This is a genomic window from Martinezella sp. CNPSo 3957, assembly GCF_057784395.1.
This window is the reverse complement of record NZ_JBXSOU010000003.1, coordinates 492,854-508,468: the sequence shown is the minus strand read 5'-3', so window position 1 is coordinate 508,468 and position 15,615 is coordinate 492,854. Positions and strand designations below refer to the sequence as shown.

The 15,615-nt window shown below is 61.7% G+C and carries 14 protein-coding genes and 1 tRNA gene; 7 read left to right on the top strand and 8 right to left on the bottom strand.

Translation table 11 applies throughout. The features are described from left to right. The 3 genes from AC13QE_RS10925 to mutY are packed head-to-tail and all read right to left on the bottom strand — an operon-like array spanning position 1 to position 2,097. Complete coding sequence (locus AC13QE_RS10925) at positions 1-366, bottom strand: nuclear transport factor 2 family protein (protein ID WP_015339092.1); 366 nt, start codon at positions 364-366, stop codon at positions 1-3. Positions 367-370: 4 nt separating this feature from the next. Further along, entirely contained in the window at positions 371-985 is a 615-nt protein-coding gene (locus AC13QE_RS10920) for an HAD family hydrolase (RefSeq protein ID WP_488483651.1), read from the bottom strand. Beyond that, positions 982-2,097 (bottom strand): A/G-specific adenine glycosylase, encoded by a 1,116-nt coding sequence (gene mutY / locus AC13QE_RS10915; protein WP_488483743.1) that lies wholly within the window; start codon positions 2,095-2,097, stop codon positions 982-984. The genes AC13QE_RS10920 and mutY overlap by 4 nt, the downstream gene beginning before the upstream one ends. Before the next feature lie 95 nt (positions 2,098-2,192). Here mutY and AC13QE_RS10910 point away from each other — a divergent pair, with 95 nt between their 5' ends. The 5 genes from AC13QE_RS10910 to ppdK all read left to right on the top strand — a co-directional run bounded on the left by AC13QE_RS10910 (position 2,193) and on the right by ppdK (position 11,493). Then, entirely contained in the window at positions 2,193-2,687 is a 495-nt protein-coding gene (locus tag AC13QE_RS10910) for a DUF721 domain-containing protein (protein WP_488483650.1), read from the top strand. A 168-nt stretch (positions 2,688-2,855) separates the two neighbouring features. Next, on the top strand, positions 2,856-3,545 hold the full coding sequence (locus AC13QE_RS10905; protein WP_015339097.1) for a DsbA family protein: 690 nt from the start codon (positions 2,856-2,858) through the stop codon (positions 3,543-3,545). A 186-nt stretch (positions 3,546-3,731) separates the two neighbouring features. After that, on the top strand, positions 3,732-7,193 hold the full coding sequence (locus AC13QE_RS10900) for a chromosome segregation SMC family protein (RefSeq protein WP_488483649.1): 3,462 nt from the start codon (positions 3,732-3,734) through the stop codon (positions 7,191-7,193). Between the two features lie 139 nt (positions 7,194-7,332). Next, the gene (locus AC13QE_RS10895; RefSeq protein ID WP_488483648.1) at positions 7,333-8,658 is read left to right on the top strand and encodes a hemolysin family protein; all 1,326 of its coding nucleotides are present in this window, start codon (positions 7,333-7,335) and stop codon (positions 8,656-8,658) included. A 168-nt stretch (positions 8,659-8,826) separates the two neighbouring features. Then, positions 8,827-11,493: a pyruvate, phosphate dikinase gene (ppdK, locus tag AC13QE_RS10890; RefSeq protein ID WP_488483647.1), complete on the top strand. Its 2,667-nt coding sequence runs from the start codon at positions 8,827-8,829 to the stop codon at positions 11,491-11,493. Between the two features lie 25 nt (positions 11,494-11,518). Here the strand turns inward: ppdK and AC13QE_RS10885 are convergent, their stop codons facing one another. Beyond that, positions 11,519-11,800, bottom strand: coding sequence for a hypothetical protein (locus AC13QE_RS10885; protein WP_488483646.1), 282 nt, complete (start codon positions 11,798-11,800; stop codon positions 11,519-11,521). A gap of 91 nt (positions 11,801-11,891) precedes the next feature. Continuing rightward, complete coding sequence (locus AC13QE_RS10880) at positions 11,892-12,308, bottom strand: hypothetical protein (protein WP_112606081.1); 417 nt, start codon at positions 12,306-12,308, stop codon at positions 11,892-11,894. A gap of 241 nt (positions 12,309-12,549) precedes the next feature. On the opposite strand from AC13QE_RS10880, the gene AC13QE_RS10875 reads away from it, so the two are divergent. Then, on the top strand, positions 12,550-13,482 hold the full coding sequence (locus AC13QE_RS10875) for a DUF1499 domain-containing protein (RefSeq protein WP_488483645.1): 933 nt from the start codon (positions 12,550-12,552) through the stop codon (positions 13,480-13,482). A 6-nt stretch (positions 13,483-13,488) separates the two neighbouring features. On the opposite strand, the gene AC13QE_RS10870 is transcribed toward AC13QE_RS10875, so the two are convergent. After that, positions 13,489-14,397 carry an MBL fold metallo-hydrolase gene (locus AC13QE_RS10870; RefSeq protein ID WP_488483644.1) on the bottom strand — a complete coding sequence of 303 codons (909 nt, stop codon included), beginning with the start codon at positions 14,395-14,397 and terminating at the stop codon, positions 13,489-13,491. A gap of 2 nt (positions 14,398-14,399) precedes the next feature. Next, the gene (locus AC13QE_RS10865) at positions 14,400-14,696 is read right to left on the bottom strand and encodes a cupin domain-containing protein (protein WP_132716048.1); all 297 of its coding nucleotides are present in this window, start codon (positions 14,694-14,696) and stop codon (positions 14,400-14,402) included. 158 nt (positions 14,697-14,854) lie between these two features. Between AC13QE_RS10865 and AC13QE_RS10860 the strand changes: the two genes are divergently transcribed. After that, positions 14,855-14,929, top strand: a tRNA-Gln gene (locus tag AC13QE_RS10860). A gap of 187 nt (positions 14,930-15,116) precedes the next feature. On the opposite strand, the gene AC13QE_RS10855 is transcribed toward AC13QE_RS10860, so the two are convergent. Next, positions 15,117-15,542: a hypothetical protein gene (locus AC13QE_RS10855; RefSeq protein WP_112412411.1), complete on the bottom strand. Its 426-nt coding sequence runs from the start codon at positions 15,540-15,542 to the stop codon at positions 15,117-15,119. Positions 15,543-15,615 lie beyond the last annotated feature (73 nt).

Sequence of the window (15,615 nt, the reverse complement as noted above, 5' to 3'; positions counted from 1 at the left end):
TCAGAAGTCTTTATAATCCGTGACGTCGACGCGCACGACACGGCCGTCTTCGTTAAACGTGATCGTTTCCTCGCCTTCGCGGATCAGCGGCTTGCCCGTCTTGCTGTTGGTGGCCCGGACAGACCAGACGGCGCGGCCGGACAGCGGCGTCAGCGTTTCTACGAGGGAATTCGATGCCGTCTGGTCCGGATAGGTGTCGAAATAGCCGCGGAAGGCTTCCATGATCGCCGCACGACCGGCAAGGCTGCCGACGCCGTTGGAGACATAGGTGGCATCCTCGGCGAAGAAGTTCTCGATCGCCTCATAGTCGAGGCGATTGATTGCGTCATGGAACAGATCGATGCGTTGTGCGGGATCGAAGGTCATCGGCTCAAACCTTTATGCCATGGGCGGCGAGATCGCTGCGCAGCTTCTCGGCGCCGGTGAAGTGAACTGCGTGCCAGCCGGCAGCCCGCGCCCCTTCGACGTTCGGATAGGAATCGTCGATGAAAATCGTCGAGGCCGGATCGAGGTCGAAGCTCTTGGCGTGGGTGTCATAAATCGCGACATCCGGCTTGATCAGCCCGATATCACCGGAAACCGTCACGCCGCGTGGCTTCTTGAGGAAGGGATAGCGCTCCTGCGCCTCGCGGAAGGTGTCCGAGGCGAAATTGGTCAGCATGGTGACGTCGCGGCCTTCCGCGATAAGCTGTTCCAGAATGGCGACGCTGTCGTCATAGGCATGCGGAACCATCTCATGCCAATATTTGCGGAAGCTGCGGATTTGTTCTTCCCGTTCGGGATGATCGGCGATCAGCAGCGCCTCGGCATCGCTCCAGGTGCGGCCGCGATCCTGCTCAAGGTTCCATTCATGAGTGCAGACATTGGCGAAAAACCATTCGCGCTCGGCATGGTCCGGAATGATGCGGCCATAGGGGAGGCTGGGATCGTAATGCAGCAGAACCTTGCCGATATCGAAAACGATATGCCGTATTTCCGTCGTCATGAATGAATTCCTGATTTTTGCTCTAAAGGCATTTTTGCGAACGCATTGGGAATAGCCTGCGCGATCGCTTTTTTCATGACTGTAGGCAGTGCCTGGTCTTCAAGATTTGTAACCGGCGCCCACCATCCGTCATGGTTGTCATTCTGCGAGACCGACTTGGCACGCCAGATCGACAGCCGCAGTTCGAAATGCGTGAAGACATGCGTCACCGTGCCCGCCGGCTGCCAATCGGCCGGGAAGGGGGCCGCCTCGATGCCGGTCTCGCCGTCGATGCGCGCCGTCCATCCCGTCGTCGGCACTTCCGTCATGCCGCCCAGCAAGCCGCTTTCGACACGCCGCCGCAGGAATATTTCCCCGTCGTCATTGACGGCGACGAAAGCCGCACCCTGGCGCACCGGCTTTTCCTTCTTTGCCGCCTTGACCGGGAATTGCTCGGGATCATGCCCAGCCAGCGCCTGACAGGCGCCGTTGAAGGGACAGAGCGAACAGACCGGACGCTTTGGCGTACAGATTGTCGCGCCGAGATCCATCATCGCCTGGGCGAAATCGCCCGGCCGGTCCGCCGGCGTCAGAAGGGCGACCTTCTGTTTCATCAGCGGCTTGGCGCGGGGCAAAGGCGCCGAAATCGCATAGAGGCGGGAAATGACGCGCTCAACATTGCCGTCCATCACGGCTGCCTGGCGATTGAAGGCGATGGCGGCGACGGCGGCGGATGTATAATCGCCGATGCCGGGCAGCGCGCGCAGGCCTTCTTCAGTATCTGGAAAGTGGCCGCCATGATCGGCTGCGACTGCCTCGGCGCATTTCTTCAGGTTGCGGGCGCGAGCGTAGTAGCCGAGCCCCGCCCAGGCCGCCATGACATCTTCATTCGCAGCCGCAGCGAGATCATCGACCGTCGGCCAGCGCTCCAGGAATTTGGCGAAATAGGATTTAACCGCCGGCACCGTCGTCTGTTGCAACATCACTTCTGACAGCCACACGCGATAGGGATCGGGCTTGACGCCGCGCGCGGCCATCGGCGGCGAGACCCGCCAGGGCAAGTCGCGGTGGTGTCGGTCGTACCAGGCAAGCAGGCGCGCGGCCGTGGGGGATTCTAAAGTCGTGGTCATGATTTGCCGCGTCGAGGGGAAGTGCTCTATACTTGGCCAAGCTGCGTCGGGCGATCAAGGTCCGCGATGCACAAAGCATGCACCGGAAGCCGATTGAGATGAGTTATCCCCGAAAAGGCGAAAAGCAGATATCCGAGCTGACCAATGGTATCGTCGATCCGGTGCTGGCAAAGCGTGCCGGGATCAATACGACGCTGCTCGGCTGCTGGGATGAGATTGCCGGCGAGGACTTTGCCGATTGCACGCGGCCGGAAAAGATCGCCTGGGCCAGGCGAACCGGCCCTGGCATGGACGACCGCTATCAACCCGGCGTGCTGACGATCGCCTGCGAGGGCGCCCGTGCACTCTTCCTGACCCATGCACAAGGCGAACTCATTCAGCGCATCAACAGCTTCTTCGGTTTCTATGCCGTCAATCAGATCCGCATCGTGCAGAAGCCGGTCTCGGTCGCCTCCAAACGCTCCCGCACGCCGCCGCCGTTGAAGGGCGAGGCGGCGCGCAAGTTGGCAGATATGATTGATGGCATCGAGGATGAAAAGATCAGGGCCGCCGTTCAGCGGCTCGGCACGGCCATGGCCTGGAAGCGGCGATAAGGTCAGGCTGAACGGCCGGTTTCGCCAATTGTGGAAGAAATTTAAGTTGTTTGTCTTTCCCAGGTCACAATTCTTTGAAGAAAGTTGGCCAACCGTGCCTTGTTAGCGGCAAGCTGCCGTTATATCGCATGAAACATTCGAAGACCTCTTTCAACGACGGGTGACTCTATGCCGATGTCCGACATGCTCTTGACCAAACGCCACCTGCTGGGCGGCTCTGCCGTTGCCGCCCTCTCCGTGGCGTTCTCTGCCGTTGCCGGCACCGCATCCGCCGCAACTGCCGAAGATGAAGTGCCGCCATCCGACGGCAATGTCGACATGAACGAAGTGCTGAAGCCCGGCCCGCTGCCGGAGATTGCGCTCGGCAAGGAAGATGCGCCCGTCAAGATCGTCGAATACATGTCGCTGACCTGCCCGCACTGCGCGCATTTTGCCGTCACGACTTTCGACACGATCAAGCAGAAATACATCGATACCGGCAAGGTTCGCTTCATCATCCGCGAGTTCCCGTTCGATCCGCGCGCTGCCGCAGCCTTCATGCTGGCGCGTTGCGCCCCACAGGAACAGTACATGCCGATGGTCGAGATGCTGTTCAAGCAGCAGATTGCCTGGGCCTCGCCTGACGTCGATGGCCGCGCCGCATTGCTCCAGATGTCGAAACTCGCTGGTTTTACTGAGGATAGCTTCACGAAATGCTTGACGAACCAGAAGCTTCTGGATGATGTCAACTCTGTACGGGAACGCGCAGCCAAGGATTTCGGCGTGAATGCCACGCCGACCTTCCTGATCAATGGCAAGCGCTATGCAGGGGACATGTCTATTGCTGCCATGTCGAAGCTTATCGACAGCCTGCTCTGATCCGCGCCTTTTTACATCACAGGCGGGCGGCTGGGGCCGCACGCCTGTTTTTTATGACCTCCCCCTCCAGGGAGGAGGTTGCGTGGACCGCGCGAATGAGGATGATTTCCGGGGTGAACGCTTGATCGTTCCACCTCTCGCCTCCAGTCCGATCCGCCCTCTCAAGGGAAGGGTGGAGACCAGCCTATGAAATTCAACAGGCTGAGACTCGTCGGCTTCAAATCCTTCGTCGAACCGGCGGAATTCGTCATCGAGCGTGGCCTGACCGGCGTCGTCGGCCCGAACGGCTGCGGCAAGTCCAATCTTGTCGAAGCACTGCGCTGGGTGATGGGCGAGAATTCCTACAAGAACATGCGCGCCTCCGGCATGGACGACGTGATCTTCTCCGGATCCGGCAACCGCCCGGCCCGTAACACCGCCGAAGTCGGCCTCTACCTCGACAATAGCGACCGCACCGCACCTGCCGCCTTCAACGACAGCGACGAAATTCAGGTCACGCGCCGCATCGAACGCGAGCAGGGCTCGATCTATCGTATCAACGGCAAGGAAGCGCGCGCCAAGGATGTGCAGCTGCTGTTCGCCGATGCCTCCACCGGCGCGCGTTCACCTTCCATGGTCGGGCAGGGGCGTATCGGCGAGCTGATCCAGGCAAAGCCCCAGGCGAGACGCCAGCTTCTGGAAGAGGCAGCAGGCATTTCCGGCCTGCATTCGCGCCGGCATGAAGCCGAGCTGCGCCTGCGCGCTGCCGAAAGCAATCTCGAGCGGCTGGATGATGTGACATCGCAGCTCGAAAGCCAGATCGAAAGCCTGAAGCGCCAGGCGCGGCAGGCCAACCGTTTCAAGACGCTCTCGGCCGAGATTCGGGCCCGCGAGGCCATGTTGCTGCATATCCGCTGGGTGCAGGCCAAGGAAGCCGAGGCCGAGGCCGATAGCGCGCTCAACCAGGCGACTGTGCTGGTCGCCGAAAAGGCGCAGATCCAGATGGAAGCGGCAAAGGCGCAGGGCATCGCCAGCTTCAAGCTGCCGGAACTGCGCGAGGATGAGGCAAAGGCCGCCGCCGCCCTGCAGCGTCTGCAGATCGCTCGCTCTCAGCTGGAGGAGGATGTCAACCGTATCCTGCGCCGGCGGGATGAATTGATCCGTCGGCTGGCACAGTTGGCGGAGGACATCAGCCGCGAACAGCGCCTGGTCGCCGATAACGCGTCCATCCTTGCCAAGCTGGACGCCGAAGAGGCTGATCTTGCTGACATCCTCGCCGATTCTGGCCGGCTCGCGGAAGAGACGCGTATCGCCTTCGAGGAAGCCGCTGCCAAGCTCGCCGACAGCGAGCGGGTTTTTACTGTTCTGACCGCAGAACGCGCCGAAGCTGCCGCCGCCCGCAATCAGCTGGAGCGCGCCATCCGCGATCTCGCCGATCGTAAGATGCGGCTCGAGCGGCAGGCCGGCGAAGCAAACAACGAGCTTGCCGCCATCGACGAAAAGATGGCGGATCTGCCCGACCCAAGCGAAAAGCGCGACATGGTCGAGGCGGCTGAGAATGTCGTCGCCGATGTGGAGGGCGAAATCCAGCGTGTCGAAGCGGTTCTCGCTAGGGCGCGCGAAACCGAGGCGCTGTCCCGCGGTCCGGTCGAGCAGGCGAGGGCGCGCCTGAACGCGCTCGAAACTGAAGCGCGCACCATTTCCAAGATGCTGGCGGCGGGCGATACCTCCGGCGCCTTTTCGTCTGTGGCCGAGGAGTTGCGCGTCGACCGTGGTTTCGAGACGGCACTTGGCGCAGCGCTCGGGGACGATCTGGAGTCCTCGCTCGATTCCAAGGCGCCGGTCTATTGGTCCGACAATGGCAGTGGTGCCGGCGACCCGGCTCTGCCGGAAGGTGCCGCCCCCTTGATCACCCATGTCGGCGCGCCGGCGGCACTGACGCGGCGCCTGCGGCAGATCGGCATTGTTTCGGTGGAAGATGCGCTGCGACTGATGCCCGAGCTGAAGCCGGGGCAGCGGCTGGTGACCAAGGACGGCGCCGTGTTCCGCTGGGATGGCCATGTGACCGGAGCGGATGCGCCGAGCGCGGCTGCCCTGCGGCTCGCCCAGAAGAATCGTCTTTCCGAGTTGGAGGCCGAAGCCGAGCTTGCGCGTGATGTGCTAGCCGAGGCCGAGGAGCGCCTTGCGGCAGCCGCCGATGCGATCCGGGCCGAAGAGGGTCGTTTGGCCACCGCCCGCGACGCCAGCCGCCTTGCCGCCCGGCATCTGGCCGAGGCGCGCGAAGCGCTCGCTGCAGCGGAGCGTGCGTCCGGCGATCTCATCCGCCGCCGCGATGTGATTGTCGAGGCCGTCAGCCGGCTGCAGGAGCAGCTGGAAGATGTGGCCGTGCAGGATGAGAATGCCCGCATCGAACTGGAAGATGCGCCGAATCTCGACGCTATCGATCTGAAGCTGCGCGATCAGCAGGCTGAAGTCGCAACAGATCGCGGCGTCCTGGCCGAAGCTCGGGCGCGACACGAAGGCCTGAACCGCGAAAACGAGGCGCGGCAGCGCCGTCTTCTGGCGATCCGGCAGGAGCGCGATACCTGGCGCCAGCGCGCTGCCAGCGCCGAGGAGCACATTCAGACGCTGCGCGACCGTGAGGAGGAAGCGCGCGAGGAAGCGGCCGAACTCGATTTGGCACCCGATGAATTCGATGACAAGCGCCGCGCCTTGATGAATGAGCTTCAGAAGGCTGAGGAGGCTCGCCGCCATGCTGCCGATCGTCTTGCCGAAGCGGAGGTCGTTCAGCGCGAGGCCGATCGTCATGCGACCACGGCCCTCTCTGAACTGGCGGAAAGCCGTGAGAAGCGCGGTCGTGTCGAGGAGCGGCTGGTCTCGGCGCGCGAGCGCCGGCAGGAAAGCGAATTGCGCATCCGCCAGTCCCTGAATGTCGAGCCGCATGAGGCCATGCGCCTGACCGGCCTTTCGCCATCGCAGAATGTACCTGATCTCCGTGAAGTCGAACGCGAACTAGAGCGGCTGAAGATCGAGCGCGAGCGTCTCGGTGCCGTCAACCTGCGTGCCGAGGAGGAGAGCAAGGAACTGACAGAGCGGCTGCAGGCGCTGATCAAGGAGCGTGACGACGTCATCGACGCCATCCGGAAGCTGCGCGGCGCGATTCAGAGCCTCAATCGCGAGGGCCGCGAACGCCTGATCGCTGCCTTCGACGTCGTCAATGCGCAGTTCCAGCGCCTGTTCACCCATCTTTTCGGCGGCGGCACCGCGGAGCTGCAGCTGATTGAGTCGGACGATCCGCTGGAGGCCGGCCTCGAAATTCTCGCCCGCCCGCCGGGCAAGAAGCCGCAGACCATGACGCTGCTTTCGGGCGGCGAGCAGGCGCTGACGGCCATGGCGCTGATCTTTGCGGTGTTCCTCACCAATCCCGCGCCGATCTGCGTTTTGGACGAAGTGGACGCGCCGCTCGATGACCACAATGTCGAGCGCTACTGTAACCTCATGGACGAAATGGCGGCCTCCACCGAGACCCGTTTCGTGGTTATCACCCATAATCCGATCACCATGGCGCGCATGAACCGACTCTTCGGTGTCACCATGGCGGAGCAGGGCGTCTCGCAGCTCGTGTCCGTCGATCTGCAGACCGCCGAACGGCTGCGCGAAATCGCTTGAGCGCTGTTCCACGTCTGGATTGAGAAAACTGTTCCCGTTTCGACAAGAAATTGCTGCGTTGGCTGCCGCGCATCATGAAAGCATGCTAGTTTCGTATTTCGATCAACAACATGGGCGCTGATCCGCCCGGAAGGGAAGTATGTCTGACTCGACTGGCGGTATTTTCGATATCCTCGGAATACTTGCCGTATTGCTGCTCGTCGCTGCCAACGGCTTTTTCGTTGCGGCGGAGTTCTCTCTGGTGTCCGTTCGCCGCAGTCGCGTGACGGAACTCGTCGCCGAAGGGCGGATGAATTCCAAGGCGCTGCAGAAGGCGGTCGATAATCTCGATGCCAATCTGGCGGCCACGCAGCTCGGCATCACCATTTCGTCGCTGGCGCTTGGCTGGGTCGGTGAACCCGCTCTTGCTCATCTGCTCGAACCCCTGCTCGATTTTCTCCCCGGAACGTGGGCTGCGGCCGGATCGCATGCGATCGCCGTTGCCATTTCCTTCATCATCATCACCGCGCTTCATATCGTGCTTGGTGAACTCGCGCCGAAGAGCCTGGCATTGCAGCGCAGCGAAGGCACGGCTCTTGGTGTCGTGCGGCCGCTCGGCCTGTTCCTCTTCTTGCTGCGTCCGGCAATCACCGTCCTGAACGGCCTTGGCAATCTCGTTCTTCGTCTCTTCGGCCTGCGCCCGGGCGCAGGCGAGGGCTCGCTGCATTCGCCCGCCGAGATCAAGCTCCTGATCGCTGAAAGCCAGGAGGCGGGCCTGTTGGAACAGGCACAGCAGGATCTGGTCGAGCGCGTCTTCAACATCGGCGATCGCGACGTCTCCGACATCATGACGCCGCGGCTGGAGGTCGAATGGATCGATGCCGAAGATCCGCCGGAGGAAATGCAGAAGACCATCCGCGAAAGCCGCTTCGAGCAGCTTCTTGTGGGCCGCGGCTCGATCGACGAGCCGATCGGTATGATCCTGAAGAAGGATCTGCTCGACCAGCTTCTGAACGGCGAACCGCTGAACCCGATGGCCGTCATCCGCCAGCCGCTGGTCGTTCATGAGTCAACGGCCGTCTTCAAGGTGCTGGAAAACTTCAAGCGCGCGCCGGTCCGCCTCGCCATGGTGATCGACGAATATGGCAGCCTCGAAGGCATCGTCACCCAGACGGATCTGCTGGAAGCGATCGCCGGCGACCTGCCCGATATGGACAACGACACGCCCGATGTCGTCGAGCGGGCCGACGGATCGCTGCTGATGGAAGGCATGATGCCCGTCTATGACGCCTTTGCGCGGCTGGGGCTTCGCTTCAGCGAGGAGGAGGTCAATTTCCATACGCTCGCGGGCTTTGCCCTCTATCAACTCGGTCATCTGCCCGAGGTGGGTGAAAGCTTCTCCTTCGGCGACTGGCATTTCGAGATCGTCGATCTCGACGGCATGCGCATCGACAAGATTCTGGCCCGGCGCGAACCGCAGGCTTAGCCATCAAGTCGCTCTGGATGGACCCGGAGGCTCTCAATTTCGATCAATCGATTGAAATCGGGAGCATTCAGGGCATATTTATTGTGCAGTGCAACATTTTGCCGTATTTGTCGATTTTCATTTGTACTGCAGTGAATTAAGTTCAACCGGAGGAGTTGGACGGAGACAATGACGAATTGGGTCTATACATTCGGCGACGGCAAGGCCGAGGGGGGCGCCGGCGATTTTGAGCGACTCGGCGGCAAGGGCGCAAATCTTGCGGAAATGTGCAATCTCGGCCTGCCGGTTCCGCCGGGCCTGACGATCGTAAGCGACGTCTGCACCTTCTATTACAAGAACGGCCGCAAGATTCCCGAAGAGCTGAAGCCGCAGGTCATGCGGGGTTTGCAGCGGATGGAGGCCATTACCGGACGCAGGTTCGGCGATACCGCGCGGCCGCTGCTGGTTTCCGTGCGTTCCGGCGGCCGTGCTTCGATGCCGGGCATGATGGATACCGTCCTCAATCTCGGCCTCAACGACGCGACGGTGCAGGCCCTGGGCCACGATGCCGGCGATGCTCGTTTTGCCTGGGACAGCTACCGCCGCTTCATCCAGATGTATGCCGATGTCGTCATGGGCCTCGACAACGAGGTCTTCGAAGAGATTCTGGAGGATGAAAAGGCGCGGTTCGGCCATGAGTTCGATACAGATCTCACCGCCGTCGAATGGCAGCATGTCGTCTCGATCTACAAGAGCGTCATCGAGGAAGAGTTGGGCGAAGCCTTTCCGCAGGAGCCGGAGGTTCAGCTCTGGGGCGCTGTCGGTGCCGTTTTTGCCAGCTGGATGAATGCGCGCGCCGTCACCTATCGCCAATTGCACAATATTCCCGAGGCATGGGGAACCGCCGTCAACATTCAGGCGATGGTGTTCGGCAATCTCGGCAATTCGTCCGCGACAGGCGTCGCCTTCACGCGCAATCCATCGACGGGGGAGAAGGAGCTTTACGGCGAATTCCTCGTCAATGCGCAGGGCGAAGATGTCGTTGCCGGCATCCGTACACCGCAAAGCATTACGGAAGTCGCCCGTATTGCCTCCGGCTATGAAAAGCCCTCGATGGAAAAGCTGATGCCGGAAGCCTTTGTCGAGTTCCGCAGCATCTGCGCGCAGCTGGAAGCGCATTACCGCGACGTGCAGGATCTGGAGTTCACCATCGAGCGCGGCAAGCTCTGGATGCTGCAGACCCGCAATGCCAAGCGAACCACCAAGGCGGCGATGAAGATCGCCGTCGACATGGTCGACGAGGGGCTGATTACCGAAGACGAGGCGGTTTCCCGCATCGATCCGACGTCGCTGGATCAGCTTCTGCATCCGACGATCGACCCGCGCGTCCCTCGCGAGGTCATCGGCTCCGGTCTCCCAGCATCGCCGGGTGCGGCGACGGGCGAAATCGTCTTCACCGCAGAAGAGGCGATCGTTGCCGAAGAAGAAGGCCGCAAGGCGATCCTCGTGCGGATCGAGACGAGCCCTGAAGATATTCATGGCATGCATGCCGCCGAGGCGATCCTGACCACCCGCGGCGGCATGACGAGCCACGCGGCCGTCGTTGCCCGCGGCATGGGCATTCCCTGCGTCGTCGGCGCCGGAACCATGCGCATCGACATTCGCAATGAAAAGCTGATAGGCATCGGCGTCACCTTGAAGAAGGGCGACATCGTCACGATAGACGGATCTACCGGCCAGGTGCTGAAGGGCGAAGTGCCCATGATTCAGCCAGAGCTTTCGGGCGACTTCGGGCGCATCATGGCCTGGGCAGACCGCTCGCGCCGCATGACGGTGCGCACCAACGCCGACACGCCTGCCGATGCGCGGGCTGCTCGCTCTTTCGGCGCCGAGGGCATCGGCCTTTGCCGCACCGAGCACATGTTCTTCGAAGGCGACCGTATCCATGTGATGCGTGAGATGATCCTTGCGGAGGACGAAGCGGGGCGCCGTGCCGCCCTTGCCAAGCTCATGCCGATGCAGCGGCTCGATTTCACCGGCCTGTTCACCATCATGCATGGCCTGCCGGTAACGATCCGCCTGCTCGATCCGCCGCTGCACGAATTCCTGCCGAAGACGGATGAGGAGATCGCCGAAGTGGCCGGGATCATGAGCATGGAGCCTACTGCGCTGCGCCAGCGGGTCGATGCGCTGCACGAGTTCAATCCCATGCTCGGCCATCGCGGCTGCCGCCTGGCAATTTCCTATCCGGAGATCGTCGAAATGCAGGCACGCGCGATTTTCGAGGCAGCGGTTCTGGCTGCGCGCGAAACAGGCGCGGCGGTCGTCCCGGAAATCATGGTGCCGCTGGTCGGTCTGCGCTCTGAGCTGGATTACGTCAAGGCCTGCATCGACGAGGTGGCGCGCGCCGTGATGACCGAAGCGAAGATGAAGATCGACTATCTCGTCGGCACGATGATCGAGCTGCCGCGCGCAGCCTTGCGCGCCCACATCATCGCTGAGGCTGCCGAGTTTTTCTCCTTCGGCACGAACGACCTGACCCAGACGACATTCGGCATGTCACGCGATGACGCCGCTGCCTTCATTCCGACCTATCAGCGCAAGGGCATCATCGAGCACGACCCCTTCATATCCCTCGATTTCGATGGGGTTGGCGAGCTCATCCGTATCGCGTCCGAGCGCGGCCGCCGCACGCGCAACGACATGAAGCTCGGCATCTGCGGCGAGCATGGCGGCGACCCCGCCTCGATCCATTTCTGCGAGGATATCGGGCTGGACTACGTCTCCTGTTCCCCCTTCCGCGTGCCGATTGCGCGGTTAGCCGCAGCCCAGGCGGCGATCAAAGGGCGGGCGTGATTTTCCAAATCTGGATGTTCGTGGATCAGTGGCGCCAGTAGCCGCGATGATAGTAATATCCCGGGCCGCCAACGACGACGGTCGGACCCCAGAAGAAGTCGTCATTGCTTTCCATGAAAGCCCGCTGATCCGCGCGCCGGCTAAGATCCTGATTCATCAGGCAATTGGCAAAATTCTGGCTGCCTGGCTTGAAGCCATAACCGCTGCATCTGGACTCGTCGGCTGCTCGAATTTGCTCAGCCGTCTGGCAGGAGGAGAGCACAAGCATGATGGCGAGGAGAGATAGTACGGAAGCTGCGATACGCATGACATGTTATCCTGAATGCGGATTTACAGGCAAAAACTATAGCGCCGCGCGTGGTGGCGCGAAAGGCGTATTCCGCCGCAGGCAGGGTTGCTTACGCTGCTTCCCTCGGCTTTGCCGGCATCCGCTGCAAGAGATCGACGAAGGCATCGGCGAAGCGCAGCAGGTGCTCGGTCTCCCCGTCGGGTTGCAGGAGGCGGATTTCCGCGCCATCTTCGTCCAGCGCGGCGAAGAGGGTGCGCATCGTCGCGTCTCCTTCCGGAATTCGCAGCACCGCCAATCTGCGGCAATCCGGTATCAGCCCTTCAGCCGGCAGATCGAACAGGAAATCGCCCTGTACGGCCGAAGCGGCCTTGCGCACGGCTTCGCAGAAGCCGGGCTCGCCACCGGAAAAACCCTCGAGCGAAAGCTCCAGTTCAAGCAGTTCCAGCGGCAGAAACGGGTCGCTCGCTTCGGCTCCGGTAATCGTTACTCCCGGCAGCGACTGGGCCGCGACGTCTTGAGAAAGCATCGGTTCCATCTCATCAAGTCCTTTCACAGCCTCGATAAAACGCTAAAGAATGGCCTTTTTTAGGAATTTAAGCAAGTGCTCACGTTTTTGGTCTAGGCGTTACTGGTTTGAGCTTCGACAAAACATTGGACGACGATGCCGTGACATTCGATTTATTTTCGGCATTTCTTGATCTAAACATAAGTCGCTTTCCGGGATTCGGTGCATCCGGCTTCCGATCCGACGCGCCGAAGAGCCTTTGATGACCATTCGTTTCGACCGTCCTGTTTCACATGCCGCCCGTGCCGCGCGTTTGATCGCTTCATTTGCATTGGTGCTCTGTGGCGTGACGCTGATCGGCCACCGTTTTGCGCCGCTGGAAACGCCTTATTTCGTCCTGCTGCTACTGATTTCTGCCGGCTGCGCGATCCTGGCGGTGCTGCTGGCGCTGGTCGGCCTGGCGCAGCTCTGGCAGAGCGCTGCCATTGGCGGCGTCTCCGCCGTCAAGGCGCTTGTCTATGCCGCTCTGCCGCTCGCAATTCTCGGCCTCGGTGTTGAGCGCTACTGGACGCGCCCGCATATCTATGAGATTTCGACCGACCTCAACGATCCGCCGGACTGGCTGGCGACCCCGGATGCGCGGCAACTGTGGCTGCCGCCGCGCCATCTGGTCACGCAGCAGGAACGCGAGGCGCAGTTCGAAGCCTATCCCGCGTTGATTAGTCGGCGTTATGAAGGTGCGTCCGACCGCGTGTTGGAAGCGGTGCGCAAGGTCGCGCATGATCGCCACATCACCATCGTCAAGGCTGAAGGCGCCGATGTCGCGGACCCGAACGGCAACGTGAAGCCGAAACGCCGTACACGCCCGCAGACTGTCAATCCGGCGCAGGGTGACAGTGTAGCCGGCGATGTGCCTGCCATCGTTCCCGTGCCGACCCCGCGTCCTTTCCGTGATGGAGTGGCGGAACTCATCCGCCAGAATACCGACGTGATCCTGCAGGGTGAAACACGAACCCGCATCTTCGGCCTGCCATGCGATATATTGATCCGCATTCGCGAGGAGGCGGAAACGACGCTCGTCGATATTCGGGTCGCCTCCCGCTATGGCCAGGATGATCTCGGCGTCAGCGCCGATCTGGCCGATGACTATTTAAAGGCACTGGATGCGGAACTGCTCGGCATCGCCGGAAGCTGAGATGATTCAAGCCGGACGATAGGCGCCCAGGAGCGCCGGCGGTCCATCGGTTTCCACCTGACCCTTCTCGACCAGGTCTTCCAGATGTGCCAGCACCGAAAGGGCGGCTGCGCCATGCAGGCGCGGGTCGGTATCGCGATAGATGGCTTTCACCATGTCCGGGATCAGCCGGTCGCCGGCCTTGATGCGCTCCAGCACGGCGCGCTCGCGCATGCGGCGGTGGGTTCTGAGGCCGCGCATGAAGGAGGCCGGCTCCTTTACCGGACCGCCGTGGCCGGGCAGAAACAGCCGGTCGTCGCGGGCAAGAAGACGTTCCAGCGAGGTCATATAATCCGCCATCGAACCATCCGGCGGCGCGACGATCGAGGTCGCCCAGGCCATGACATGATCGGCCGAGAAGACGATGCCTGTGCCATCGAGCGCGAAACAGGCGTGGTTCGCCGTATGGCCCGGCGCCAGCAGCGCCGTCAGCTGCCAGCCGTCTCCGGCGACGCTTTGGCCATCGGCAAGCACGATGTCAGGCTGAAACTCCATGTCGGAGCTTTCGGCAAAAGGATTAACCTCGCCCTGATGGAGCGGGCGCGCAGCACGGTGCGGCCCTTCGCCGACGGTCAGTGCCCCCGTTGCCTCCTTCAATCGCTTGGCCAGCGGCGAGTGATCGCGATGGGTGTGGCTGACGAAGATATGCGTGACCTCGCGCCCCTTCAGCGCCGCCATCAGGGCAGCGAAATGCTCATCACTCTCCGGACCGGGATCGATGACGGCGACGGAGGAGGTGCCGACGATGTAGCTGTTGGTGCCGTGGAACGTGAAGGCGCTGGGATTGTTGACCGTCATCCGCTCGATGCCGGGCGCAATGGGAACGGCCCGGCCATAGGCGGGTTCGAAGGCGAGGTCGAAGTCTGGTGTGCTCATGATTACTTGTATTCGATTTCGATGAATGACATTGGCTCGGTGCCGGCATTGACGACATTGTGCTCGGCGCCTGCCTCACGCCGATAGGCGGCGCCCTTGGCAATATCGACCCGCCTGTTGCCGCCCGGCTCCTCCAGCAGAAACTGGCAATCGGTCATCGGCACCACGACATAGCCGAGGCCATGGACATGATGCCCGGTATCGGCGCCCGGCTCGAAATCCCAGCGGGTGATGCGGCAGACGGCATCGTCGAGAAGCACCGTGGGCAGGGCCGGCGGGCGGGCGCGAAACTGGCTCATCAAGCCTCCTTATTTCGAATGCGGTGCAGCAAGACCTATCATAGACGCCTGGAAAGCACACAGAAATATGCGTCCGTGCATCACTTAGTCATTGTAGCGCGATGCGACCTTTGCTAATCAGACGCCGGTTTGGCTGGGATGACAGCCATTTCCCATGTTGGGGCGTCGCCAAGCGGTAAGGCACCGGTTTTTGGTACCGGCATTCCCAGGTTCGAATCCTGGCGCCCCAGCCATATCCTCTCCTCTTTGCATTGAGACAACATGCCGCGATATCGTTGTTCGGCCTCGGCTGACCTTTGTTAGATGGTTTGCAGCACTCTCTTTAGTCTTAGGGCGGTGCTAGGCGGGTGACTTGCAAACAAAAACAGGCAGCCCTCGCAGGCCGCCCGTTGATATTGTCTCGGGATGAAGCTTTTGGCCTCAGTCCGCTTGGTCAGCTTTTGCAGTCTTTTCCGGCGGCGCCAGAAGCTCGGCGCAATAGGACGAACCGCTGACACCCGGCTGGTCGCCGAGAATCTTGACCGAGCGGATTTCGTAGCTCTGGTTGGTGACGATGTCGGCCTTGCAGCTGAGGGAGCGCTTGCCGGCTTTCTTGCCTTCCTTGTTGACGACGGTGACGTTCTTGTAGCCGCCACGCCAGGTGTAGACGCGGTTGCCGCCTTCGTCGCGGTCGGAGAGCGGCGGTCCGTAAGCCGCGAAGAAGCGGCCTGCAGACTGGCCCTGCCAGCGATCCTGAACGGGGTTCTTCGCAAGCAGCGGCAGGGCCGCTGTCGTTGTTGTCGTCGTGGTGCTGCAACCGGCCAGCGCCAGCAACAGTCCAGCCGCGGTGATCATGCGGATATTCATCGTGTCGTCCTTGAGCTTCTGTCACGCAAAGGTCGCGGAAAGCCGCGCTGTCCCACGACATTTCCACCTGTCC

Bases quoted from the DNA above. Each gene is read 5' to 3' on its own strand.
- AC13QE_RS10870 (WP_488483644.1), bottom strand. From the start codon at position 14,397: ATGAGCACACCAGACTTCGACCTCGCCTTCGAACCCGCCTATGGCCGG.
- AC13QE_RS10855 (WP_112412411.1), bottom strand. From the start codon at position 15,542: ATGAATATCCGCATGATCACCGCGGCTGGACTGTTGCTGGCGCTGGCC.
- AC13QE_RS10875 (WP_488483645.1), top strand. From the start codon at position 12,550: ATGACCATTCGTTTCGACCGTCCTGTTTCACATGCCGCCCGTGCCGCG.
- AC13QE_RS10920 (WP_488483651.1), bottom strand. From the start codon at position 985: ATGACGACGGAAATACGGCATATCGTTTTCGATATCGGCAAGGTTCTG.
- AC13QE_RS10905 (WP_015339097.1), top strand. From the start codon at position 2,856: ATGCCGATGTCCGACATGCTCTTGACCAAACGCCACCTGCTGGGCGGC.
- AC13QE_RS10865 (WP_132716048.1), bottom strand. From the start codon at position 14,696: ATGAGCCAGTTTCGCGCCCGCCCGCCGGCCCTGCCCACGGTGCTTCTC.
- ppdK (WP_488483647.1), top strand. From the start codon at position 8,827: ATGACGAATTGGGTCTATACATTCGGCGACGGCAAGGCCGAGGGGGGC.
- AC13QE_RS10895 (WP_488483648.1), top strand. From the start codon at position 7,333: ATGTCTGACTCGACTGGCGGTATTTTCGATATCCTCGGAATACTTGCC.
- AC13QE_RS10900 (WP_488483649.1), top strand. From the start codon at position 3,732: ATGAAATTCAACAGGCTGAGACTCGTCGGCTTCAAATCCTTCGTCGAA.
- AC13QE_RS10925 (WP_015339092.1), bottom strand. From the start codon at position 366: ATGACCTTCGATCCCGCACAACGCATCGATCTGTTCCATGACGCAATC.
- AC13QE_RS10910 (WP_488483650.1), top strand. From the start codon at position 2,193: ATGAGTTATCCCCGAAAAGGCGAAAAGCAGATATCCGAGCTGACCAAT.
- AC13QE_RS10880 (WP_112606081.1), bottom strand. From the start codon at position 12,308: ATGCTTTCTCAAGACGTCGCGGCCCAGTCGCTGCCGGGAGTAACGATT.
- AC13QE_RS10885 (WP_488483646.1), bottom strand. From the start codon at position 11,800: ATGCGTATCGCAGCTTCCGTACTATCTCTCCTCGCCATCATGCTTGTG.